18 protein-coding genes and 1 pseudogene are annotated in these 24,230 nt (G+C 67.3%); 13 read left to right on the plus strand and 6 right to left on the minus strand.

Annotation, left to right across the window (positions count from 1 at the left end; genetic code table 11):
- A pseudogene (locus BCD48_RS52905) lies at positions 1-357 on the plus strand (site-specific integrase); the annotation flags it as partial.
- On the opposite strand, the gene BCD48_RS11425 reads toward BCD48_RS52905, so the two are convergent.
- The 3 genes from BCD48_RS11425 to BCD48_RS45970 are packed head-to-tail and all read right to left on the minus strand — an operon-like array spanning position 255 to position 4,419.
- The gene (locus BCD48_RS11425; protein ID WP_071048332.1) at positions 255-1,085 is read right to left on the minus strand and encodes a lanthionine synthetase LanC family protein; all 831 of its coding nucleotides are present in this window, start codon (positions 1,083-1,085) and stop codon (positions 255-257) included. The pseudogene BCD48_RS52905 and the gene BCD48_RS11425 overlap by 103 nt on opposite strands.
- Entirely contained in the window at positions 1,085-4,207 is a 3,123-nt protein-coding gene (locus tag BCD48_RS11430; RefSeq protein ID WP_198543205.1) for a lantibiotic dehydratase, read from the minus strand. Before BCD48_RS11430 ends, BCD48_RS11425 begins: the two co-directional genes overlap by 1 nt.
- 44 nt (positions 4,208-4,251) lie before the next feature.
- Positions 4,252-4,419: an FxLD family lanthipeptide gene (locus tag BCD48_RS45970; protein WP_083418483.1), complete on the minus strand. Its 168-nt coding sequence runs from the start codon at positions 4,417-4,419 to the stop codon at positions 4,252-4,254.
- A gap of 207 nt (positions 4,420-4,626) precedes the next feature.
- Between BCD48_RS45970 and BCD48_RS11435 the strand changes: the two genes are divergently transcribed.
- Both BCD48_RS11435 and BCD48_RS11440 read left to right on the plus strand, forming a co-directional pair.
- A complete protein-coding gene (locus tag BCD48_RS11435) occupies positions 4,627-5,190 on the plus strand; it encodes an NUDIX hydrolase (RefSeq protein WP_071048333.1) in 564 nt (187 codons plus the stop codon).
- Positions 5,191-5,192: 2 nt separating this feature from the next.
- Positions 5,193-5,561, plus strand: coding sequence for a hypothetical protein (locus BCD48_RS11440; protein WP_071048334.1), 369 nt, complete (start codon positions 5,193-5,195; stop codon positions 5,559-5,561).
- Positions 5,562-5,568: 7 nt separating this feature from the next.
- Here BCD48_RS11440 and BCD48_RS11445 read toward each other — a convergent pair whose 3' ends face one another.
- Positions 5,569-6,876: a helix-turn-helix domain-containing protein gene (locus BCD48_RS11445; RefSeq protein ID WP_071048335.1), complete on the minus strand. Its 1,308-nt coding sequence runs from the start codon at positions 6,874-6,876 to the stop codon at positions 5,569-5,571.
- 272 nt (positions 6,877-7,148) lie between these two features.
- Positions 7,149-8,498, minus strand: a complete 1,350-nt coding sequence (locus BCD48_RS11450) for an NsdA family TPR-like regulatory protein (protein WP_083418484.1) — start codon at positions 8,496-8,498, stop codon at positions 7,149-7,151.
- Positions 8,499-8,815: 317 nt separating this feature from the next.
- Between BCD48_RS11450 and BCD48_RS11455 the strand changes: the two genes are divergently transcribed.
- The 7 genes from BCD48_RS11455 to BCD48_RS11485 all read left to right on the plus strand — a co-directional run bounded on the left by BCD48_RS11455 (position 8,816) and on the right by BCD48_RS11485 (position 18,575).
- On the plus strand, positions 8,816-9,328 hold the full coding sequence (locus BCD48_RS11455; RefSeq protein ID WP_071048336.1) for a hypothetical protein: 513 nt from the start codon (positions 8,816-8,818) through the stop codon (positions 9,326-9,328).
- The gene (locus BCD48_RS11460) at positions 9,325-9,594 is read left to right on the plus strand and encodes a helix-turn-helix domain-containing protein (protein ID WP_071048337.1); all 270 of its coding nucleotides are present in this window, start codon (positions 9,325-9,327) and stop codon (positions 9,592-9,594) included. Before BCD48_RS11455 ends, BCD48_RS11460 begins: the two co-directional genes overlap by 4 nt.
- Before the next feature lie 214 nt (positions 9,595-9,808).
- A complete protein-coding gene (locus tag BCD48_RS11465; protein WP_198543207.1) occupies positions 9,809-10,906 on the plus strand; it encodes an ISAs1 family transposase in 1,098 nt (365 codons plus the stop codon).
- Positions 10,907-11,831: 925 nt separating this feature from the next.
- Positions 11,832-12,716, plus strand: coding sequence for an HNH endonuclease (locus BCD48_RS45975; RefSeq protein ID WP_157910474.1), 885 nt, complete (start codon positions 11,832-11,834; stop codon positions 12,714-12,716).
- A gap of 1,880 nt (positions 12,717-14,596) precedes the next feature.
- Positions 14,597-15,991, plus strand: coding sequence for a TerD family protein (locus BCD48_RS11475; protein WP_071048339.1), 1,395 nt, complete (start codon positions 14,597-14,599; stop codon positions 15,989-15,991).
- 698 nt (positions 15,992-16,689) lie between these two features.
- Entirely contained in the window at positions 16,690-16,977 is a 288-nt protein-coding gene (locus BCD48_RS11480) for a helix-turn-helix transcriptional regulator (RefSeq protein WP_198543208.1), read from the plus strand.
- Complete coding sequence (locus BCD48_RS11485; RefSeq protein WP_071048340.1) at positions 16,974-18,575, plus strand: tyrosine-type recombinase/integrase; 1,602 nt, start codon at positions 16,974-16,976, stop codon at positions 18,573-18,575. Before BCD48_RS11480 ends, BCD48_RS11485 begins: the two co-directional genes overlap by 4 nt.
- A gap of 292 nt (positions 18,576-18,867) precedes the next feature.
- Here BCD48_RS11485 and BCD48_RS11490 read toward each other — a convergent pair whose 3' ends face one another.
- On the minus strand, positions 18,868-20,679 hold the full coding sequence (locus tag BCD48_RS11490; protein ID WP_071048341.1) for a hypothetical protein: 1,812 nt from the start codon (positions 20,677-20,679) through the stop codon (positions 18,868-18,870).
- Between the two features lie 285 nt (positions 20,680-20,964).
- Between BCD48_RS11490 and BCD48_RS48920 the strand changes: the two genes are divergently transcribed.
- The 3 genes from BCD48_RS48920 to BCD48_RS11505 all read left to right on the plus strand — a co-directional run bounded on the left by BCD48_RS48920 (position 20,965) and on the right by BCD48_RS11505 (position 24,211).
- Positions 20,965-21,582, plus strand: coding sequence for a site-specific integrase (locus BCD48_RS48920; protein WP_241841654.1), 618 nt, complete (start codon positions 20,965-20,967; stop codon positions 21,580-21,582).
- A gap of 1,062 nt (positions 21,583-22,644) precedes the next feature.
- A complete protein-coding gene (locus BCD48_RS11500; RefSeq protein ID WP_071048343.1) occupies positions 22,645-23,112 on the plus strand; it encodes a hypothetical protein in 468 nt (155 codons plus the stop codon).
- Positions 23,042-24,211 carry a hypothetical protein gene (locus BCD48_RS11505; RefSeq protein WP_131803927.1) on the plus strand — a complete coding sequence of 390 codons (1,170 nt, stop codon included), beginning with the start codon at positions 23,042-23,044 and terminating at the stop codon, positions 24,209-24,211. The genes BCD48_RS11500 and BCD48_RS11505 overlap by 71 nt, the downstream gene beginning before the upstream one ends.
- Positions 24,212-24,230 lie beyond the last annotated feature (19 nt).

A 24,230-nucleotide genomic window follows, 5' to 3' on the forward strand; every position in this document is an offset into this window, starting at 1 on the left:
GCCGAGTACCGTGAGCCAACCGAGGAGGAATGGCGCGAGTTCCAGCAACACTTCCAAGCCCGCAAGCTGGAACTGGGCGACTGCGGCCGACCCTACGGCACAGGCTGCCAGCACGAACACTCGTGCCTGCGCTGCCCGATGCTGAGAGTCTCACCGGCCCAGCGAACCCGGCTGGTCGAAATCATTCGAAACCTCGATGACCGCATCAGCGAGGCCAAGATGAACGGCTGGCTCGGCGAAGTCGAAGGACTCCACTACAGCCGCACCAAAGCCAAAGAGAAACTCACCAGCCTCGACAAGACGATCCGCAACTCCCCGGGAACCCAGACCGACCTCGGGATCCCGACCATCAGATAGCAGCAGCGGCCGACACCAGCCACCCTTCCCCGGACGAACACTCCACATATCCGAGGAATGTCCTCTTTGCTTACTCCAGAAAAGTGGTTGGCGTGCCCGCCGTCGAACCGGTCGCTGGGCCGCCCGGCCGGCCCGGTGAGCGTCCACCAGCCCGGCACTGCCTCGCCGTCATGGCTGATCGGTTCGCTGAGACGGACCAGGTACTCGAGGACGGCGTGTGTCGCCGTGCCGGCCGGGTCGCGGTGTAGCAGGTATGAGCCGAGCCCGGTCAGCCCGCGGATGAGGTCGAACTCGGCCAGAGCGGGCAGATCGCTCCGGTCGAGTCGGGCGTGTGCGGCATCGACCCGTGACCGCGTCTGCCGGGCGATGTCGTGGTCCAGGCCGTCGAGGGCGTGGCGGTAGGACTGTGGCTGATGGGCGTTGGCGCAGGCCAGGACATGGGCGAGCGCGGGCGCGCCGTAGAACAGGTGGCTGTCTGGTCCGGTGGTCAGTGCTGGTGCGGCGAGGTAGGTGATCCAGTCGTGGGCGGGCCGCCAGCGCGCGAGTCCCAGGGCTGCGCGCTCGATGTGGAGCAGCGCGACGCCGGGGGCGCCGTGGGCCAACGACTGTCGCCACCAGTTCGTCGCCGTCAACGACGGCGCTATCTCCGCGGGGTTTGTGAGGCGGTCGGCGATCGCACCGGCCAGGCCCGCCGTCCGAGAGTCGGCCGTCGCGGTCCGCGGGCTCATTAGACCGCGCCGGTGGTGCGGGCTCGCCAGGACAGCGCGGCGCTGCGGGCGAGGTACAGGCCGATCGCCTCGTCGTCGAAGTCGATGCCGCAAGCCCGCACGAAATGCGCGTGTAGGAGGGAGGTGAGGACATCGTCCGGCGCGATGCCGTCGCAGTCCGGCCCGTCGAGATGCTTGCGGTAGGCCGTCAGGACTTCGCCGCGGGCAGCCCAGCCATCAATGATCGGACCGCCGCCGGCGGCGCGCAGCTGCGCCCACCCGTCGGCCGGGTCGGCGAGACATACTGAGGCGGAGAACACCGGTCGCGGCGTTTTGGCTGGCGCGGGCGCCGGGATGCGGTCGAGCAGCCAGGACATCGCCGCGATAGTGCTTCCGGTGAAGGCGGTAGCGATCGCGACCGCCTGCACGGCAACCAGCGCCTGCCGGTGGGGCCTGCTGGGCTGGCGGAGCTGGGTGAGGACGGCGGCCGAGTCCGCACGGAAGACCTCCTCGGCGGTGGCCCAGGCCTGTCCGGAGCCCCAGCGGCCGGTCTCCGGGTAGGAGGTGCGGTAGCGGATGTCGCAGAGGAGGCCCTGTTCACGGAGCTGGTCCGCCCAGGCGCTCACCGTGGCGGCGGTCGGGCCGAAGTGGGCGGGGTCGGGCAGGGCGATCCGTAGCCGCAGATGATGGTCCGGGTCGCGGTAGCGGATGAACCACCAGGGTGGCTGGCCCAGCCGCGTGAGCAGGTCCGGCAGATGCTCGGTCAGGATCGCGTCCTGGCGGAGCAGGTCGCCGTACAAGCACGCAAGCAGTACCGACGACGTGCCTGGCGTCTGGTGGTGTCCTCGTCCGGTGACCCTGGCGGTGGTTGGCGTTGGCAGCGGCGGCCAGGGCGCTGGCGTCGCGGTCGTGACGGGGACGACGATCTCGTGCGGGGTTCCGTCGCACCAGCCCAGCTCGTCACGGCTCGGAGCCTCCGCCAGCAGGGCCATCCCCGCGTGGTCGACGTGGTCGCGCAGGAGCACCCGGTGGCCCGGGTGGTCGAGGTCGAGTAGGAGTTGCCGGTCGCCGTCGGCGAGGTGGACGAGGCGTGGCACCCGTCGGCGTGTGCGCAGCTTCTGCCAGGCCTCGTCCCACGCCGCGAATAATTCGGTCCTGCCCGGCAGTTCGCGTCCTTGGATCCGCCAGCACGCCGGGGCGAGAATGATCCGCCCATGACGCAGCCGAGGCAGGAACGGCAGGTGCCGGGCAGCGCCCCAGTCGAAGGTGGTCACCTGCGCGGACTGTGCTCGGCTCAGCTCGGCGAGGAAGCGGGCCAGCGGCGGCGTGTGCGTCCGCAGGTTCAGCGCGTGCAAGGTCGCGGCCTCGACCCGGACGCCGCGCGCCGGTGCGGCTAGATACATCCGGCGGCCGTCGCACCCCACAGCCAGGTCCGCTGGCGTCAGCACGTCCTCGCCACCGGACCGGCCCTCCGCGAGGCTGATCACCAACGGCCTGACCCGCGGCGCACGGGTCACGTGCGCGGTCGCCAGATCCAGCGGCGGGAAGGACAGCTGCGCGGCGACCGTCCCCTGATCGCTGGTCGGCACGTCGTCGAGACAGCCAGCCAGGCGTGCGGCGTCCTGTGGCGCGAGGATCTGGAGGAACCGGCCGGTGAGAGTGCCGGCGCCGCGCGACACGTTCACGATCTCCACCAGGTAGTCGCCCCGGCCAAGCGCGCCCAGGTCACGCGCCCGCAGCCGAGTGCCGATCTCCAGGTGTGGCGGCGGCCGCAGCGGCGCGGCACCGAGCGTCAGGCTTTCGATGAGCTCGTCGTCCACCACGACCTCGTCGGCGGCGTCGAGCGCGGCGCGTTGCGCCAGCGCCAGCAGGACCTCATCGCGGCTCGACAGCTGCGATGGCCGCTCCGCGCTGGTCGTGCCGGGGTACCCATCCGGCCAGCCGATGCCGCTGTCGCTGACTACGTCGAGCACCCCTGGTAGCGAACCGATGCCGTACCGCTCGTAGAAGCGTTGGTGATAGGCCCGCCAGGCGGGCGCGCCGACCGGGAAGCGGGCCAGCCGGGTCAACAGCCCGGCCGCCAGCTCGACATCCTGGGCGGCCCGGCCAGGAAGCATGACCGCCGTGTCCAGCCGCAGGTCAAGGGCCAATGGGTGGCGTTCGACAGCGGCCAGTTCGCGCATCCGGTCAGCCACCCCGGGGCGCATCGCGCGCCCTTCGTCGACGGATACCTGGTTGTGCCGCCGGATCAGGTCGTGCACTTCCCGTAGCGAGTCGACGCGTTCGGCGACGCGCTGTCCTCCGGGCGTGCCGGTTACCCGCGCCGCCGCGGAGTCCATTTCGGCAAGGAGGTGGCCGAGCGCGTCGGTTTCCGTGCTGGGGGCATGCAGAGACGGGACCAGTACGCCGCGTCGGACCAGATCGCGCACGAACGCGGCCACCGTCGCCGGCGCCGCGTCGGTGAAAGTCCCCCGCAGCCTGTCCTCAAGCACGACCAACGGGAGCGGGACGCACGCGGCGTCGATGGCGGCCCGGACTGCCGCCGTGTGGCGTAGCGAGATCTCCGCCGCGCCCAGCCCGCTGGATCGCGGCCACGGTTGGTAGGGCACGACAAGGCGCTCGCCACGCACCAGCACTGTCGAGTTCGCCACCACCGTCACGCCGGCGAGCAGGTCGGAATCGTCCACCAGCGCGTCGACCACGCGAGCGAGCCACTCCGCCGAGGCCGCGGCAACCGGTCGGTGCTCGCCGCCGCACTGGTAGGACGGTCGAGCGCCAAACGACACCATGGCGACGCCGGCCAGCAGGCCGAACGGAGTGGCTCGGCCCGCGAGGCGCCGAAGGTACCGGGCGACGGCGAGGATCGCGCGCCGGACGTCTCGGATGTCCTGGACGTCCGGCGCATCGGCTGCGCACAGCGCGCGGACCTGTCGAGCGAGCGCCGGGCTTGCATGCTCCACTGCGTCGGCAAGATCCTCGTTCGTCCACACGGCCCGCAGCCAGCCGATCCAGGCCTTGGCCGTGGACGGCCTCGGGTCCGTGAGGTCCGGCCACGGCAGGCCGTCTGGGCAGGCAACGGCGGCAGCACGCAGCAGCCCGGTGCCAGCCGCCCGAAATTGCGGGTCAGGAGCGCGCGAGCTCACCAGGACCTCCGAGGTCACCTGCTCGACGGGACGGGGTGTCGGGCTCAGGCCGAGTTCGTGATGCAGGCGCCGCAGGTGCTCGTGCAGTTGTCGTCGGTCACGTTCACCAGCCCCGCCGCGTCCGTCATCTCGACCAACGTGACGTCCAGGTCGAACACGTCCTCACCGAGTTCCCGGTCGAGGACCGCGACGTCGTCCGCTTGCCTTGCCATGTGATCACCTCTGTGGGTCGGGATGGCGCTCCTAGTGGTCATGTCGGCGCCATCGCTGCGCAGCGTGCCTGTTACGGGAGGTGTCCGGGAAGGTGATCGCTGTCCGGAAGCGTCCGGACCTTGGCGCCGAGTACGACCGGACAACCGGCTCCTCGCCGGACAGCCGAACCGGAGAAGCGGACCGCCGGAGCGAACTACGCTCGGACCATGACCACCGAGATCCGGCGGGCAAGCGAGTGGACCATCCATGGCGAACGGGTGGTTGACGACACCCGCCGGGCGGTGCTGAGCATCGCCGACGTGGAGCTCCCCGACGGGGTGCGTTTCGAGCAGTACGTACTGCGGCTGCCGCGCGCTGCGGTCGTCGTCGTGCTCGACGACGACGAACGGGTGCTCATGATGTGGCGACACCGCTTCATCCTGGGCAAGTGGGTCTGGGAGCTGCCTGGTGGCTACCTCGACCCCGACGAGGACCCAGCCGACTGCGCCGCCCGCGAGGTCGAGGAGGAAACCGGCTGGCGCCCTCGGACGATGCAGCAGCTGGTCTCGTTCCAGCCCGCCGTCGGCACCATCGACCAGGACAATCTCGTCTTCCTCGGTCGCGGCGCCGACCCGACCGGCGCGGCGCCCGATATCAACGAGACCGCGAAGATCGGCTGGGTACCGCTCGCCGAGGCGAAGGACCGCATGCTGCGCGGCGAGATCGTCGGCGCGGGCTCCGTCGCCGGAATCCTCGCGACGCTGCTGGCCAAGGCGGGCGGCGAGTTCTAAGCGTGCCAGAGCAGATTCCCGATCACCTCGACTTTGTCGGCCACGGGTGGCATCCGTTATTGAGACGCCTGCACGAGCAGTTGCTGGCCGTCAGCCCGACCTACAGCGTCCAGCAGGTCAAGGAGAAGTACGGCACCCTGCGCATCCAGCTCTACACCGGCATGCTGCGTCACCTGAGCATGGGGAACACCGACTGGCCCGACCCCGATCAGGCGGCACGCTACAAGGCGGAGGACGACGCGGCGAGGGCGCTCGTTCACGCCGCGGAGCAGGAGTCAGCCAGAACCTGTGAGGCCTGCGGCAGTCCAGGCGAACTCCGTGAACGTGCCTGGATCAAGACCCTCTGCGACAACTGCGCCGCCCACGGCTGAACCATTTCTAACCAAGCCTTGCTCCTGAACGCACGTCGAAACGGTCCACGAAGTCGCCGACTGCAGCGAATTCCGCATGGGGTCGAAGCTGGTCCGAAAGATAACGAAGGCGGTCCTCGACGCGAGCGGACCGCAGGCCCTCGGCCACCGACATCGCCTCCGCCGCGATCGTAGCCGCCTGCTCGATCTCACCCGTCTGTGTGAAGGCCCGCGCAAGCAGAGCCAGGTTGAACTGCCGGCCCCGTACGAACCGCCCGTCCATCTCCAACGACCGTGTGGCGAAACGCGCGGCCAGGTCACCCCGCCCCAACGAGGCAAAGCACTGGCCGAACTTGGCCGACAGATACGCCTCGTCGAAGTAGCCGATCCACTGCGGGTCTCTGGCCCGGTCCGCTCGGTCCAGTTCGTGCTCGGCACGGTCAAGAGCGTCGGTACACGCCTGTTCGTCGCCGCGGAGCGCAAGGCTGTGCGCTTCCAGCACCGCGGCCTCTGCCCTCAGTGCGGCGAACCCCGCATCCGCGGCCGCCTTCCCGGCCGCTCGTGCCAGGTCCACCGCCACGTCCACCGCACCCAGGTACGCGGCCTGATGGCTCATCGCGGCGATGATCTCGGCGCCCAATGGAACGTCACCTGCGGCCAGAGCGAGCCGCAGTGCCTGGATCAGATAGCGCTGGCCAAGTCCGTGCAATCCGACGTCATAGGACGTCCACCCCGCCAGCCGGCTCAGCTCGGCCACCGCCGACAACAGCGCCGCCCCGACCAGTCCGTCGAAGCGACCCCGAAGTAGAAGCGGAGCAACCTCGGCATCAAGGAAACGCACGATCCGCTCGCGGACACCGCCGCCCCCGAACTGGTTGTCAAGATCACGGAACATCTCGGCCGATCGCCGAAGGACCTCCACGTCGGAGGTCTCCACCGGCCGGTCTCCGTCGCCGACTGGTCGGTGATCGAAGGAGGCGGTCAGCCACCGTAGGACCGGCGTGGTGAACGCAGCGGCGTCAAACCCGGATCTGCGGATCCCCGTCTGACGGGACGCGTCGCGACGCCAGAGGTCGACCGCCAACTCTGTAGCCCGCGGCCAGCTTGCGGTGAACTCCAATCCGGCGGTGCCTGGCCGGCCCTCACCGCGACCGGTGGTGGCCGCCAGCGCCAGCAGGGTGCCGCCAGCCTCAAGCGCGTCGTCGATATGCCGCGCCGTCTCGACCGTCGGCCGCTCCCGACCGGTCTCGAACGCGTGGAGCTGGCTCTTGCTCGACAATGCGTGCCCCGCCAGCGCGCGCAGCGACAAGCCCCGGGCGGTCCGTAGCTCTCGCATCCGCTGTCCGAACAGCGAGTCCCCGGTGGCAGTCCTTGACGTGCCGAGAACGTCCGGCCGGGCGGAAGCACCGGCGGCTGGGCTTGGCTGTTTCGGCAGCGCACACTGAAAAGCGTCATCTGCGGAGCCGACCACCTCGACCGGCCGCCGCTGGTGATCCGAGCCTGTGTCGGGGACGCCGATCGTGGCCGGCGCCGTCTGGCTTACTTCCACACTGCGCCCCACGGTGGGCCGCAGATCTTGGCTGGGCGTGGACACCGATCAATCCGCCGTCAGACCTCGGAGGCCGAGGGGAGCGCGCGGTGAGCCGGGAGCTTGGCGGCCAGGTCTCGGACTGCGTCGAGGCTGGCCCACTTGGAGTTTGCCGCGAGGCGGTGGTAGATCGCGGCGGCGCGGGTTTCCGTGCGTCCGTGGTTGTTGCCGGCAGCGGTGTGCAGCGCGTCCGCGACGGCGCTGGCGGCCTGCTCTGGATCGGGGTTCGGGCGGCGCAGGAACGCGCGGGCCAGGGCGAGATGCGTTCCGGTGAGCTGAACGTGACGGCCGCTCTGGGCAAGCAGGTCAAGCGAATTGCGGGCGTGGTGTTCGGCGACGTCACCGCGATCGAGATAGCTGAGTGTCACGGCGCTGTGCGCCTCGTAGGCTTCTTCGTCGCCTGGTTCGAGGCCGGGCTGGGGCGGACCTGACCAGATGTTGTCGTGCATGGTGCGCATCGCGTCCAGGGCACCGTCGGCGTCGCCGGTCAGGGCGAGTGCCCGGGCCAGGGCGAAGGCGAGCACCGGGGCGATGTAAGGATGGGCGCCCGGCTGGGCCCGGCGCGCGATGTTCGCCGCTGTGGTGAACTCCCCGGAAAAGAACGCCAAGGAAGAGCGCATCGTGGCGACCGAGCCGGCGAGCAACGAGTCGCCGGCGGTCTCGGCGTGCTGGCCCGCGAGAACAAGGAAGGTCAGCGCGGCACGCTTGTCGTCCATATCGAACGCGAGCCGTCCGCGGTAAAACGCGAACTGACCTGCAGCCAGTTCGAGATCGAGGCGCGCGGGGCCGGTGACGCGGCTGTCCAGGAGCGTTTCAGCGTCTTCCCAGGCTCGTTCGATCGGGGCGACCAGGTCGGCGTGTGGGGTGACCGAAAAGAGCGTCGTGAGCTGGTGGATGCCTTGCTGGAGCTGGGCGAGCGTCAGCGGGTCGGGCGTTGACGCGGCGATCGCGCGTGAAATGCGGGCGGCCCGGTCGACAGGGTCGACGGCCACGAGCGAACTGGCGGGCACGACAACGCCCAGGGACAACAGGTCTCGGCGGCGCGACGGACTCATCTCCTCAGGGATAGCCAACGGCGCCTGTCCCTCGTCACCCGGTGTCGTGACCGCAAGCGGCCCGTCGGGTGGCGCGAGCAGCAGCACGGCGTCAAAGCCGAACATCGTCTCCAGGACGCGCTGGGACACCGGGTGCGGCAGGGACGGGAGCCGTCCGGCGACCCAGCGGGTCGCCTGCCGGCGGCTGATCGCATGGTCGCGGTCGTCCGCTCCAGCACGGCGGCCGGCGCGGTTGAACTCACGGACGAACTGGTCCACCGTCCAGTGCCGTTCGTGCAGCAGCCGGGCGAGCAGGGTACGCGGGGTCGGGGGCATGCCGCGCCTCCCTCGGATCGGCGGGACCGGACATCCCACATGATCCGGACAGCGAGGCTATCTGTCACGGCACCACGACACAGCGCGGCGAGATGTCCCCAAGACGGCCCTGAGACGACCCCAAAACGGCACTCACGACGACCTTGAGACGGCGCTAGGCGGCCACGGCCACGTCCGCACGGCGGTACGGCATCCGCCGGGCAGGAGACGTCGCCGAGGAGTCACTGGCGACGGTCGAGCGCTCGCGGTGATCGTGGCGGCGAACCCGGAGCGGGCCGCCGAACGCTGGCCCGGTACCCAGGCGGGAGGTCGCCACCATGCACATGATGATCGACATCGACGGCGGGGCAGGCGGGCTGATCGCCGTCAACCCGACCACCCACCCGATCCCTTCCCAGCCAGGAGTTCTACACAGCTGTGTCCTCGGGCCGGAACCTGACGGCAGCGGCTTGGCGTTCGTGCCCTCGCATCCGTTCCCACCAGAGACAACCGCCCGCGCTCTGGCCAGGACCGCCGGGACACGGACGTTGGTGATCTGCCCGCGGCTGACCTCGCCCGCCCGCAGCAGGCTCGCGCTCGCGGTCGGCCTGCTTCTCGCCGAGCAGCGCGAGACGTCGGCGACTGGCCCACTGCCGGTGATCGTCTCCGGGCAGCGACCGCAGTGCTCGTGGCGGACCGGCGAGATCGCTCTACCGCACCTGGTGTCTGTCGTGACGCCTGGCGGGGTCCAACTCCGCGTCGTCTGGGAGCTCATGGACACCGAGCAGATCCCCGCCTGGCTCGCCAACCAGCGCCCCGTCGATATCTGGCCCGTGGCGGCTGCGGCATGACCACGACAGCGCCCAAGACCAGCAGAAACTCACTGGCCGCACCGGATACACCCATCGGCGGCACCCATGGCGAGAACTGGGTCGCGGTCGCCGAAGCGCTGAACCACCGCATGGCCGACTGCCGGATCGCCCAGCAGCGCCTCTCCGCCCGCTCCGGCGTCTCCGTGAGCACGATCCGCGTCCTGCAACGCGGCACCGGGCGCCGCGCCCGCGACACCACCCTCGCCGCTCTCTCCCGCCAGGGCCCCGGCAAGTTTGCTTGGTAGCGGCGGGTAGGACGTGCTGAGGGCTTCCGGTGGGTCCGGGTGGCGGGTTGCTGGTGGCGGGCGGGCCAGAAAACGGGCGGGCATGACCCCTGGCTGATCATGGAGGTTCCTACGCCGTCCGTGATGTTCCCGAGGTGCCATGCCCGCCGCACCATTATCGTCGCCTGCTCCTGCTCTCGATCAGCTGGCTGCCGCTGTACCCGGCGATGGCCCGGTGGCGCCGACCGATCTACTGGCGGTGTTCGAGCGGGTGGCCGACCCGCGGAAACGGCGGGGGCGGCGGTATCGGCTGCCGGTGCTGCTGACGTTGGCGACGTGCGCGGCGCTTGCCGGAGCCCGCTCGTTCACGGCGGTCGCCGAGTGGGCGGCGGACGCGGGCGACGTGGTCGCAGGCCTGCTCGGGGCCGTCCGGGTCCCGGACGAGTCGACGTTTCGCCGCGTCTTCGCGCGGCTCGACGCCGACGCCCTCGACCAGGTCCTGGGCGCCTGGGCCGCCGCGGTGACCGCGCCCGGGCAGGGCGAGCGGCGCCGCGTCGCGGTCGACGGGAAGACTCTGCGCGGATCGCGGGCCGGCGGCACCGCCGGTCGCCATCTGCTCGCCGCGTTCGACCAACGCCACGGCGCGGTGCTCGGCCAGTGCGCCGTCGACGCGAAGAGCAACGAGATCCCGGCCCTGAAAACCCTGCTGACCGGCCTCGACCTGACCGGCGCGGTGGTCACCGCCGACGCGCTGCACACTCAGCACGACACCGCCGACTGGCTCGTCGAGCACGACGCCCACTACTTCTTCATCGTCAAGGCGAACCAGCCGACACTGCACGCCCAGCTCACCGACCTGCCCTGGGCCCAGGTCCGCACCACAGCTCGCACCAAAGACCGCGGTCACGGCCGCGCCGAGCGCCGGATCGCCAAGGCCACCGAGGTCCGCGCCGGGATCGGCTTCCCGCACGCCGTCCAGGCCGTCCAGATCACCCGTCACCGCCGGCCCCTGACCGGCGGTGACGCACAGACCGAGACCGTCTACGCGGTCACCAGCCTGCCCACGCACCAGGCCAGCCCGACCCTGCTCGCCGAACTCGCCCGCGGCCACTGGACCGTCGAGAACCAGCTCCACTGGGTCCGCGACGTCACCTACGACGAGGACCACCACCGCGCCCGCACCGGAAACGCACCCCAGATCATGGCCAGCCTCCGCAACCTCGCGATGACGATCCTGCGCCTGACCGGTACGACCAACATCGCCCAGGCCCTACGCCACCACGCCCGCCGACCAGAACGACCACTCGAAACGATCAAGAAGCTAAGTTGCTAACCAGCAACTTTGCCGGAGCCCTGTCTCTCCCGCGCCCTCAGCCGGCCCGACGACCACTTGCTCCGCATCCTGCTCGGTGACCAACCGCGCACAGCCGATGCACACCACCCCGAGACCGCTGTTCCGCCACCTCGAATCGCAGGCCCGAACCCGTCGCTGCGCCTACCCGCCGGCCTAACCGACTGGTGGAGCCTCCGCTACCTCGCTGACAGCCCCGCCACCGAGCACCTCGAAACCGGCACGGCCAACCAGCTGTTCGCCGTTGTCCACCTCCCCGGCCCCGGCCGACCCGACCCCGCCGTCTACGTCACTTTCGAATCCGCCCACGCCGCCAGTACTTTTGCACTCGAACATGGCCTCTTTGGATACCTCGTGGCTCAACTCCTGTTCGACATCACCTCAACCGCCAGCCATCCCACGTCGAGCTTTGGTAACAGTGAGTAACGGAAGGTGAGATCGCGGAGCGAGCCATCCCCGCAGCCCGAAACACCGCCCTCCCGTCCGGCACAGATGGAACCGGTGGCTACGCCACCGGTTTCCAGGAGCACCACCGCCGCCGCCGGCCGAGCCACGGCGGGCCAGGGCCTGGTCGCGCCAATATCGCGGCAGACCGCCGTGCTACCCGCCGCAGGCCGCAGACCCTGACGATCGCGTACGCCGCGTACAGCGGCCGCGCAGCCCGCCGCGGGCCGCACGGAGCGGTCACAACGGCAGGACGAACTGTCGAGGCCCGCTGTCGAGGTCCGCATGTTGCCGAAAATCTCGTTCTGAGATCAAGCGCCGTCAGCGATGGTCGCGCCGCGCGACGGCTGCGCGCGACGCTGCCGCGCCGTGCTCGCCGGCGCGGCGCATGGCGCATCAGACCCACGCGCGACCGTACGATACGGCAGACCTTGCACAACGCGGGCGAAGGTGGACAAAATCGATGCCACAGCTTGACCCATGGTTTTTCGAGCATCGGTATTTCGAGACATACGCAATTGCTTCGACCGTCTCCGCATGGGTCCTTCACCCATTTGCATATCTCCACAACCTTGAAGACCTATGGCTTGACGGTGGAGTTCTCCAATTCATTCAACCTTACAATCGTCGAGAGCCGGCGATATATCCTGTCATCCAGCTTGCGATCGAAGACACCTTCGACAGTTGGCATACTTTGACGTTCCGGCCCGGTGGCGACGATTACGACGACGAACCGCAGAATATGTGTTATCCGATCGAAGCGGCATGCGAGACGTTCGAGATCGACTATCAGCCGTTCCTTGAATGCAGTTGGCTAACGTTTCCCAACGACTACGACCCGAGAGGGAGGTTCCGAAGTTGGAAGGCGGAGGCGAATGCCTACGAGGAATACTTTGCAGAACTGAAGCTTATGGGAACCCTTGAGGAGCTTTCTGGGCCACTGTGCGATGAAATATTCTTCATCTTGTTCTTGAACCGGGAAGCATTGGCGGGGTTCAATCGCCTCGTCGCGATGCACCTTGATGACCTCTATGTCGATGACCTAGAGGAGGAGTACAGGTCTCTATTTCGATCGAATGGGGTATTGCTCCGGAAGGACATTCCAGCCTGGGCATACCATGCCGTTTACTACAGAGATCGAGGCGCCTGTGTCCGCTGCGGGCAACGAGTTGACAGGGATATAAGCCCTAGGGACACGCCCGAGATCGATCATATCGTGCCGCTAAGCAAGGGCGGATTGAATGATGTGACAAATCTTCAGATTCTCTGTCGATCGTGTAATCGTTCGAAGAGCAACAGAGATTCTAACGCTGGTACTCGGTACGAGCGGTGGTGGTCGAAAAAGTAATGTCCACGCGGCCAACCCGATCCCTGCGAGCGCGGGTCAGGGACGGTGGGCGGTACGCGAATTGATAGCGGCCCTTGGCGCCTCGTTCCCTCCGTTCACGTTGTCAGTTGGAGCGTTGTCATAGGTGATGTAACTCGTCCGCTCAACAACCTTTCCCGCTCGAAGTGAGAATCTAAGCATCGTCGCCCACTTCTCCTTGTGACCAAATTTTACTTCGATCGCCATACGATATTCTCGAGCCTCAAACGGGAATCCCAGCGAGGGCGTCCCAAACTCGGCGAAGAGCTGCCAGGCCGTTCGCCCTGCCACGGCGAAGACAGCCGGGAAGTCGTGACTTTCATCGCTCTTCGGTCGAATATTTGACTGCGTCCCGACCCAGTAGAGTGGCGCCACCTTTGGCCACTCCAAGAAGCGGACACGAAAGTTTTGAATGACTATTGGGATAGCTCCATTGTTGTACAGGACAAGGGGAAGTCGTAGGCGTACAAGATTTGGAGTGACCGCGAGGGCGAAGGTATGTGGCTCGAAGGTCCGAATACGTCCCCGTCGCGCATTGAGCCACCAGAAAGACGCGACGGTAAATAGAAGCGCGCATGACGCAACAACTGCCGCCGAGGTCAGCCATGGCGAGGTACCGCTAGATGATTGGTTCCCCATCCACCGATCATCCCATACGCTCTGAAATCACCTGAGGCTCGTCGGCGTCGAGTGGCGACAGAGCCACTCCAACAGACGTGGCCGGTGGTGCAGCCGCCCGTACGGCGAAGCCTGGGACGCCGGCGGACCGGGGCGGACGGTGGTGGACGCGGGCAGGGCTGCCACCAGGACCAACGTACAGCGGTGGAGTCACCGAACGTAACAGGCTTATCTTGCAATCGGAAGGTAGACCACGTAGACGGTCAGTCGGTGAAAGCCGTCGGCCGGGACTGGCGACAAGGCCCTACGATCGGTCCCGCCTGCGTTGGTCGGTCCACCTAACCCCAGCCATCGGCACCCCAGCCGTCGGCGCGTTGTGGAGGGGGCCAGCCGAGTCCGAGGCGGGCCAGGCAGGGGCCAACATAGGCGTGGCCGGCAGCCAAGGCAGCGGCCAGACATGCAAGGCCGCTGACGGCGGTGGAGCGCGGCGGATGAAGTCGAGCCCACGGCCAGCATCGGCGGGCGCTTCTGAACGTCTGTAGATCATGCGCCGATGCCCTCATGACCCTCCCCCGATCGGTATGGCCGATGCTCCGTCACTGCCCGCAGGCGAAATGCCGTACGGCGGTTGTACCGCAACGGGACCGGATGTCGGCGGACTGGCCACCGAGGTCTACGGATCTGAAGGTTCTGACCCGGCTGAGGCGCAGGCTTGCCGCAGCCAGGGGAGAGGCCATCGGGGCGATCGTCTCTTTGGCACGGCGACAACACTTCGAAGATCGACAGCCTGGTCCGAAGAGACTTCCGAGTACAAATTGAGCGCTTTGCGACCGCAACGAATGTTGGCATGCGGTGCCTACGCAGTCGCGGTTGGCCGAGTTCCTGATTGAGTGTCACAGGTTGAGCCCGCCGCTTGTCGTCTGGGGTCCGGGCATGAGAGAACTCACTGCACCGGCCGAAAGTGATAATCAGCGGATGCGCTGAGTAGGCGCTTGTCGTCGAGTCTTTCGAAGAGCAGACATCCCCCTATGCGACGCCAGCGGACGCCCAACTCGCGGCGAACTTCTAGGGACTGCGGCTGGGCGTTGCGCCAGTCGTGGCATGATCGCGCAGTCTTAGCCGGACCTGTCGTAGACAGGCGGGTCGCGAGTGCTTCGGGGGCGATCGTGGGGTTGTTGGATCGTGCTCGCGTCTCGGCATCCTTGAGTCCGAACGCGGTCGATCAGGTGGCTCGGGGCGGGTCGGTGGATCCGTCGGCCGGGCCGGAACTGCTCGACCGTGCTCGGCGTCGCCATGCGCGAGCTGAGGACGAGTACGACCGCAGTCCGGAGACCAAGGCCGTCTTGGAGGCGATGTTCGCGGACGCGGCCGAGGCTCTGGCGGCGGGTCACCACCCCGACGAGGTCGAGGCCTGGTTTGGCCTGGCCCAGGTCCGCCGTTACCAGAAGGGTCGTCGGGACGACACCCTCGCGGCCTTCGATCGAGCACTCGCCGCTAGTCCGGAGCATCGTGGAGTCTGGGACGCCTATTTGGAGTACGTCACCTACAGCATCTCCGTCGACAGCCTGCTCGCGCTGACCGAACGCCTCCCCTCGGCGCTGAGGCCGGAGTATCTGCATTGGTTGGTGTCTGTCGCCGACGGCCGGGACCGATGGGGTGGCATGCCTGCCGCAGACGGGGCCCGCTACCGCGTCGAACTCCTTGGGCTGCTTACGCGCCTTGGTGATCAGGAGAGTCTCGGCTGGTTCCTGAGCGAGACCGGACTGACCGAGGAACGCACAGGCTCGCACACCCGGGCCGTCGACATCCTGCGCGACGCGATGCGCACCGGGTACCCGTCGGTCAAGGCGGTCGACCGGCTCACCATCCGGCTGGTCAAGGACGGGGAGTGGGACGAAGCAGCTCAGGCCCTCACCGCTGTCCTGGCCAAGCCGATCACGTCGGACTCGACGCGGGAGAAGCTGACCAAGCGCCTTGCCCGCTGCCGCAAACTACTCGCCTCCAGCCAGCCGAAGGCCGCGGACCTCCCCGAGCCGGAGATCGAGACGAACGAGGCAGAGGTCGATCTCCCGCCTGCTCCGCTACCCGCGGCGCGGTCCCTCGTCGCCGGACAGAACACGCCCATCGCCGTCGGCGTGTGGACCGTCGTCGTCAGTTGGCGTGACCCCGCCGGCAAGTTCGACGTGGACGCCTCCGCGCTGCTGCTCGCGGACACCGGCAAGATCCGCTCCGACGCCGACTTCGTCTTCTACAACCAACGCGTCACCCCGGATCGCACCGTCATCCACCACGGCGAACAGACCATCGGCCTCGGCGACGAGGTCCACGAGCAGATCACGATCGACCTCGCGGCCCTACCCGCGTCCGTCACCCGGGTCGTCATCGCCGCAAGCATCGACCAGGGCGACTTCAGTAGCGTCGACGGCCTGCGCCTGCGGGCCGACCGGTGCGCGGGCAGCAGCGAATCCCTGGACATCGCCGGGCCGGTCAGCTTCCCCCTGCACCGACTCGGAGTGGAACGAGCCATCCTGCTCGCCGAGGTGTACCGCCGCAACGGCGGCTGGCGCATCCGAGCCATCGGCCAGGGCTACGCCGACGGCCTGGCCGGCATCGCCCGCGACTTCGGCGTCCACGTGTAGGAGCCGACAAGGGCCCTACGGTATTGATCCACCGCAGGCGCTCGCGTCATGGACGGGACGTGGATTCGCGAACGGCTCCCCGCCACGACTGGAGCATTATCGCTGGCAGGTGGATGTCGATCTTCTCAAATGAACATCACCCAGATCTATTGAAGGCTCCGCTCAAATCAGAGGTCTCGTGATCTCCCGGCACCTCGCCCAGGGCCTTGGCCTGACACGGTCGATGTCGTCGTTGCCCAGCGTTCGACGCGCCGGTTGGCCGACGTTCTCCCTCCCCCCAGGCCAAGTGGTCGAGTCAGGCGGTGCAGGTGTGCCCGCGGGCTCGCACCAGGTCAGCCCTCAAGCGTCCGCGCTACCCGACATCCCGGAGGACATCCGCGGAGGCATCGCGGACACCATCGCGACCGACCAAGGCATCCCCCCGAGCATCGCGACGGGCATCGCGCGGTCACCGGCGCCCGACCCGGGGCCGGGCGGTTGCCCGCGTTGGTCTCGACGCACGGCGAAGAAGCGCACGGTGCGAAGGCTGGTGGAATGGCCGGTACACGCAACGTCCGTTTTCAGAGTCGGCGATAGGTCGGGCTACCGCGAAGGCGGGCTGGCCCGCAATACCGACGGTTCAGAAAAATGGCCAATTCGGAACACGATGCTTCTGGCGATGTCGTTGGCGGTGACCGTGATTCGGACCGTGCAGCGTTATGGGCACAATCAGTCCGAGCGCCGGCGGTGGCCGCCGGCTGACGAAGCCGATCCAGCCAACCAAGCAGCCGACCCGAACCGATCAGCGGATTCTGCTGACCCTTGACCAAGTCCTCGCCGAGCTCGGCGGACCCGACGGGCCGCTGCCGCGCTCGACCTGGCACGACTGGCAGACCAAAGGCACTGGCCCAAAGGTCATCAAGCTGCCGAACGGCCAGATTCGGGTCGCCCGCGACGACCTGAACACCTGGCTCGACGGCCTCACACGCGACCCGGGCGCACGATGAGCCGCGCTCAGGCCGGCGGCGCCATCCCACCCGACGGGGAGGAACGGCGCATCACCTTCGACGTCCGTGTCTGGTCCGTCAAGGAGATCCGCCTCAAGAACGGTTCGAGTTGGCAGGTCAGATGGCAGGTCGCCGGCCGGCCGCGGCCCAACACCCGCAACTTCGCGTCGAAGACCGCAGCCGAGTCCCGTCGCGCCGAGATCCTCACCGCGGTGCGCAAGGGTGAGGCGTTCGACGTCGAGACCGGTCTCCCGCTCTCCGAGTGGCGCGCACTCCCCCAGCCGGCACCCGACCCGGCGCCCGAACGCACCTGGCTCGCCGTCGCCCGCGACTTCGTCGACGCCAAATGGGCCGAACATCAGGCACCAGGCACCCGCCGTTCCCTCTCGGAAGCCCTCGGCTCCGTCACCCCAGCCCTGTTCGATGAACCACCGCCGGCCCGCCTCGCGGGCCTGGTGCGCGAGGCGCTGGCCGGCTGGGTATTCCGCACCGGGAGCCGCACCATCCTCGGCCCAGACGGCCGCCGCGTCGAGAACGAACCGCCCGAAGGCTGGGCCGAGGTACTCGCCTGGATGGAGCAACACAGCCGGCCGATCAGCGACCTCGCCGACGTCGCCGTCACCCGCGCCGCGCTCGTCACGCTGTCACACCGCCTCGACGGAAAACCGGCCGCGGCGAACACCATCACCTGGCGCCGCATGTTCTTCAGCCAGGTCATCACGTTCGCCATCACCCACGGCGACCTCGAGGCCAACCCGCTGCCCGGTGCGCAGTGGACACCGCCCCGCAAGGTCGTCGTCGTCGACCGCCGGGCCGTCGTCGACCACGGCCGTGCGCTACGACTCCTCGCCGCGGTCGCCGAGAGGGCCCCGGAGCTGGAGGCCTTCTACGCCTGCATCTACTACGCGGCGACCAGGCCGGGCGAGACGCAGGAACTCACCATCGACCAGCTGACGCTGCCCGAGACAGGCTGGGGCGAGGTCGCGCTGGAGGGCAACAACCCGGAGGTCTCCCCGCTCTGGTCCGACGAACCCGACCAGCCCAGGCAAGCCCGCGAACTGAAACACCGCGAGAAGGGTGAAGTCCGCCCGGTCCCCCTCCACCCCGACCTCGTCGCACTGCTACGCCGCCACATCGAGCGGTTCGGGACCACGCCAGACGGCCGGATCTTCCGCTCCTACACGGGCGGAGCGGTCAAGACGAGCCGCTACCTGACCGTCTGGCGCGCAGCCCGGAACAAGGCACTGACACCAGCCGAGGTCGCCTCGCCGCTCGCGCGACGCCCCTACGATCTCCGCCACGCGGCGGTGTCACGCTGGCTGAACGCCGGCGTACCACCCACCCAGGTCGCCGAATGGGCCGGACACAGCGTCCGCATCCTTCTCACCGTCTACGCCAAGTGCATCGTCGGCGAGGAGAAGCGCGCGCTCGGCCTCATCGACGCCTCCTTCGCCGCCGAACAGCAAACCGCCGAACCCCGGACAGCCCGGACCCAGCCCCTGGCCCCGAACCCGAACACCATGATCGTGTCCACACGGAGTCCACAGACACCCGGAAACCACCGGACATCGACGGCCCCAACCGGACACCGTCCGTGACCGACCTCGGGTCGGCCGACGGACCGCTCGACGACGACTTCGGCCTCTAATCTGCAGAAACAGCAGGTCAGGCAGGCCGGCAGGATACGCCGCAGATCGCCACTGATCGTGATCGACCGCAACCTCTTCTAGAGTTACACATCCTCGGGGGCACGAGCGAAATCCAGCGCCTCGCGATCGTTCGCGCCATCTCTGGCCTGCACATTCGCTGATTTCCGGTTGACGTCCGTCACCACGGGACCGGACCACCAAGGAGCGCGAGCACGCAGAGGGAAGATCTTTTCACGCGAGTTTAGGGCGCTCTAACCGAGGCGCCCAACTCTTGCTCGAGACGGAACGCGATAGTCGCGGCCCGGACCAGTCGCTCGCCGATGTCAAGGGACGACTGGTTCCTACGATACCTACGTTCTTGGAGGCTAGAAAGAATTCCTTCGACCCTACCACGAATCGGATCCCATCTCGGACTTATGTCGATCTTTATTATGTATCCGGGGTCTACTTGGGATAGCTGCCCGCAGGTCTGATGTAGGGGAATAAGCGCGCGATCACAGGTTACCAGAGCAAGGTTGTTATTCAGGGTCGGGTCGCCTGTCCCGCCGATGGCGAGAAATCGGAGGAATGACAAGTCCCACATTGCACCCCAGGTCGCGTGGACGATATCGCCCTTACCAGGCTTCAGGAGACGCTGGACATAGTTTGGATCGTCAGACGATCCAAAGAAAGCATTCAGGGCGATCTTCGTGGTGAGCGGCTCGACGATGTCCAGTTCGCTATCCATCCAGTCGATGAACTTCTGGAACCTGGAGACGCGGTCATCTGGGCCAGAGAATCCCCGGAGAAGAAGGAGTTGAATCTTGATCAGAGCAGCGTAGACGGGTGCTTGCATCAGCTCATAGAAGGATGATGTTGACGATTCGTCGAGAGGATCATCCGAGTCCTGTTCCGGTCTTTGCAGAGGGTGCCTCGCCTCGGCCGGCGTTGGGTTGGTGAACTCTTCGAGGATCTGATCTGGTGCCCAGGACGCTACGACCCGTGACGCATGCCCAAGTCGAAGGGCCCCCTCCAGGTCCCTGGGGCCACCGAGACGCTGCGAGCACGTCTCGTAAATCGCCAGTCCGGGAATTATGTCGTCCCCCGCAATTGCCAGAAGAATTTTCTGGAGTCGCATCCGGTCGCCTTCTGGAAGTTGGTTTCGATAAAACCACCGATCCAGGTCAACTAGTATGTTGCTGTCGACGAGTATGCGCCGCCGGAGCGTGTCGTCGAACCCGGTCGAGGCAATGAACGAGCAGCCATCCAATGTCCGCACGTCAGGTGGCGCCGAGCTCTCGATGGCTCGAACACTGCCGCCCGCGACTTGGTCGTCCCTAGCCATCGTCCGCAGCCAGGCCTCGATCTCGCGGGAGACCGGTCGCTGGCTTCTGCTCGACACGATTAGACAATTACCGTGGCGCCTCAATCCCTGGACCATCCGGGCCGGCGGGTTCGTGAGTGAAAGAAGTTTGTCGCCATTTGACGCGCGCCACGTGACGTGGGTGTGCGAATACTCCAGCGTAGAGTCCGATACTTTGGTCGCCTTGCGCCAGACTATCCGATTAAACGGTAAGCCGATCTGCTGGACGTAGCTCTTCCACTCGCTATCAGTCCGCGCATGACGTCCGAAGTAGTAGAGGAACGAGTCGCACCACAGAGCGGCCGGAAATTTACCCTTCCGCGGGGCGAAGACGGCCAGGTCGCTCCGTGGAATCCTTGGCGCGGTGTCGCCCAATGAGAGATCGACAAGTCGCGTGGCAGGCGGGAGATCTCCGGACTCGGTCAACTTCCTGACGGTCGACTGCACGTGGTAGATTAAGGTGCTCGACGGCTCGTCGCTGTGTTCGAACAGGAATACAGCCCAAATCTCGCAGCGGTCTGTAACCCGAAAAAAGCTTATCCCGATCAACCCGATATCGGGCGAGTGGAAGGCCACCGTCCGCCGGTATTCGCCGAGAAGGTAGGCGGCGGAATTGTCCCCGCTGCCGAGTTCGGGAACGTCCATGCGGGTCGGCGGTATGGAGTCGGATCCGGGAAACTGGAGAACGGCGGTGACGTTGCGGCGGGTCATGTCGCACCCTTGGTCTGGCGATTTATATATCTTAGAGCCCGTCGCGGGCAGTCCTTCGATCAGTTTCTACCGCGGTTCGGCCTGTCGGCTGAGACCTCCGGCGACTGGCGTCCTTCCTGTCATCTCCTTGGCCCGCGACTGTCCAGAGGGCGATGTGCGGCAGCCGCCCGTGTGCGCGATGCTCGATCGCATAAGATCCAGTAACAGTATGCACTGGTGTGGCGAGAAAATCCGCGCTTTTGGTTACCTGAGTGGTTGCCTGCGGCTACTGGCATGGCGGTGTGTATGGCCGGGTCCGAGGCACGACAGCGTGGTCTCGGCGATGTCCATGCGATGTCGGTGGCTCGCAGGCTGGAGGCTTGGCCTCGCATCATCTGGCTTGACTCTAGGCCAATGTCTGCCGCAGCCGCTACGCTGGGGATCTTCCGCTCGCAGACGGAAGACGCCGTCGAGACGAGCCGTTACCCGGCCGTCTGGCGCGCAGCTCGGAACAAGGCGCTGACTCCAGCCAAGGTCGCTTCGCCTCTCGCGCGACGCCCCTACGACCTCCGCCGCGCCGCGGTGTCACGCTGGCTGAACGCCGGCGTACCACCCACCCAGGTCGCCGAATGGGCCGGACACAGCGTCCGCATCCTTCTCACCGTCTACGCCAAGTGCATCGTCGGCGAGGAGAAGCGTGCGCTCGGCCTCATCGACGCCTCCTTCGCCGCAGAGAGGGAAGCTGACAGCCGACCGGACGACCCGGCCCCAGCACCTGAAGGCGATCCCGAACACCATGATCGTGTCCACGCCGAGTCCACAGACACCCGGAAACCACCGGACATCGACGGCCCTCACCGGACACCATCCGTGACCGACCTCGGGCTGACCGACGGACCGTCCGACGAAGACTTCGGCCTCTGAGCTGCAGAAACGCCAGGTCAGACAGGCTGGAACCACACGCCATAGATCACCACCGAACGTGATCGACGGCGTCCTCATCTAGAGCTACACCATCTTCGAGGGCACGAGCGAAATCCAGCGCCTGGTGATCGCTCGCGCCATATCTGGCGTGCACATTCGCTGAGGGGCGGTTAGCGGTCGCTCACCGTCCCGCACCGAGGCCGCCCGACCTCATCCACCCCTCATCCACGTCGATCTTGAGGGCGCTCTCTCGGGCCGCTCTCCTCTGACTCCCGTCCTGGCCCAGGTCCGGCTCTGGATAGGCACAGGCGTTGGCTCGACTGGCGCCCAGCTGCCTGCCGAGGATCGCGAGGCCGTCCTCACCCAAGCGCCGCCGGCCGCGACCGCCCGCCAGACTGTGTGAATCATGGCGCGCCGTCCGGGACTCGAATCTTGAACCCTCAAATTAAGAGTCACGGAGAGTTACTGTCTTTCGGTGTCGGGGTGGACCGGCTGGTGCTGCGGTGTCAATAGCCGCAACGGTTTTCACGGTCCGCCCCTGACGCCCGGTGTCGGTACGTGACGGCTCCTGCTCGCGCTTCCGCACCCATTTCACACCCACAGCGATCTTGCAGCTCGCTCGTTGAGGGGCACTGGGCGCCCCGCCATTGGGCTTGTGTCCCTCGGCAGGAACGTCATCGAGGGCACGGTCGGCCCGGAGCGGGATGCTGCCAGCGATGTCACGCCGACCGTTCGCGGGGGCAGCGACACGCGTCGACGATGTCTGTTGCATCGAGCGAAGCCGAGCGATCTTCGCCGCAAGCTTCCTGTTCGGAGGCCAGGGAGACGCCAGAGGGATGGCGCGGGAGCGGCCGGCTGGGCCGTCGGAGGGCTTGTTCCCAGGACGTTTTACGGTCAAGATCGCGATGTTGGCTCGATGCAACAGTGTCGGCTGTGGCACGTCGCTATGCTGGCGCGGTGAGTGACCGGGTTTGGGAGAGTTGGTCACGGCCTTCGGAAGCGGAGGGCCGGGATCCGGTGATCGGGTCTCTGCGGGTGGCGTTCGGTCACCTTGCGAGGACCATGCCGACGCTTTGGACGCCTGACGCCGGTAGCTCCGAGCCCGCCGAGAACGGCCTTTTGGGCGGTCCGTTCGAACCGCTGCAGTATCCGACGACTGCTGTGGTGCACCGGCTCGGGGGCGATGCCGGTGACGAGTTCCTGATCGAGCAGCCGACGCTGGCGGTGCCCTCATGGGTGCGTGGGAAGGGTGCGCGGCTGGCCGCGCATGAGCGGCTCCTGCTGAGTTGCCGACCAGGCGGTCCGGCGGCCTTGTTGGCGGCGGCGGTGCCGGCGACGTTTCTGTCCTCGCGGGTCAGCGAGCGCACCCGTGACCGCATCGCGCGGTTATGGCGCCCGGTGCTCGTCGCGTATTTCACCGGATGGGACCCGACCAGTCCGCATCTCGAGTGGGTGGGCGGTGCCGTTCTTCGAACCGCGCGTTGGAAGTACGCGTCCGGTCATTCTCTTCCGGGTGCCCGCGAGGGCTGAGGCGGCGGAGGTCGAGCAGGAACTCGAGAGTCTGCTCGCGGGCGATCCCGGTCCTCACCGGTTCGGGTACGTTCTGCCTTCGGAGCCATCCGCGGCCGAGGGCCTCGGATTCGAGCGGCACCACCCGGCGACCGCGAAGCTGAAGCAGGACGTGGCTGACTTCGGTGAGATCGCCGCCCTTGGCGATCTCTTTGACCTGCCGGATCCGTCGATCATCGTGCAGCAGGCGAAGGGCAAGGGGGAACTCTGCACCGCTGACCAGGACGGAGCGGTGCGGGTCGTCAGGGGAGCGGATCTGCGCCGCGACGGGACCATCAGGGTGGCCGACGGGCAGGCGACCTATGCGGTCATCTCCGCCGAGAAGCAGCTGAAGGCGGGTGACCTCCTTCTCCGGGCGCATGTTCGGTCGGCGGATTCCCTGTTTCCGGTCGTGGAGGTCGCCGAGGAGGATCTACCGCTGGCGTCCAGTGGCACAGTGATCGTCTTGCGGCCCAAGGGCGGCCTCGGCCTTGATGAGCAAGATCTCGCGGCTGCGGCGTACTACCTGCGTTCGCCGACCGCCCGCAGACTGATCAACGCGGAGCGGAGCAACCCGCTGAGCCTGGCACGCAGTGAGCTGCGAAGGGTACGTGTTCCCAGGGCTGACGGGTCGCTGCGTGCGGCGCTCGCTGACCTGAACGACGCCGTCCGTGAGTTTGATCGGTGGCGGATGGAAGCGCAGGACGCGCTTGAGGACGCCTTCATGGAGGAGTCGGTGCGCGCGATGCGTGCGCACCTCGTCGACAAGGGCCGGTTGCTGCGGCTGCGTCACGAGGCCGCTGCGTTGATCGACGACTCCGCGTTCGTCGTCCGTACCCGGTACCCGTACACGGTCGCCTTTCGTTGGCGACGGGCTGAGGCGGCGCTCAGTGCCGATCATGCGGCCGATGCCCTCAACGAAGTCCTGCAGGCAGCGGAGGTCCTGCTGTGCTTTCTGGCCCTCGTCTCGCTCGCGCTCGCGAACGAGCACGGGTGGCTCTGGCGGTTCCATCTGGCCCCGCCAGGGCGGTTTGAAGTGGCCCCACCCGGAGGGTGGTGGGGCCACGGTGTGGCGGCTTGAAGTGGCCCCACCTGGGTGG

The sequence above is a fragment of the Pseudofrankia coriaricola genome (assembly GCF_001854805.1).
In the GTDB taxonomy this organism is placed as follows: Bacteria; Actinomycetota; Actinomycetes; order Frankiales; family Frankiaceae; genus Pseudofrankia.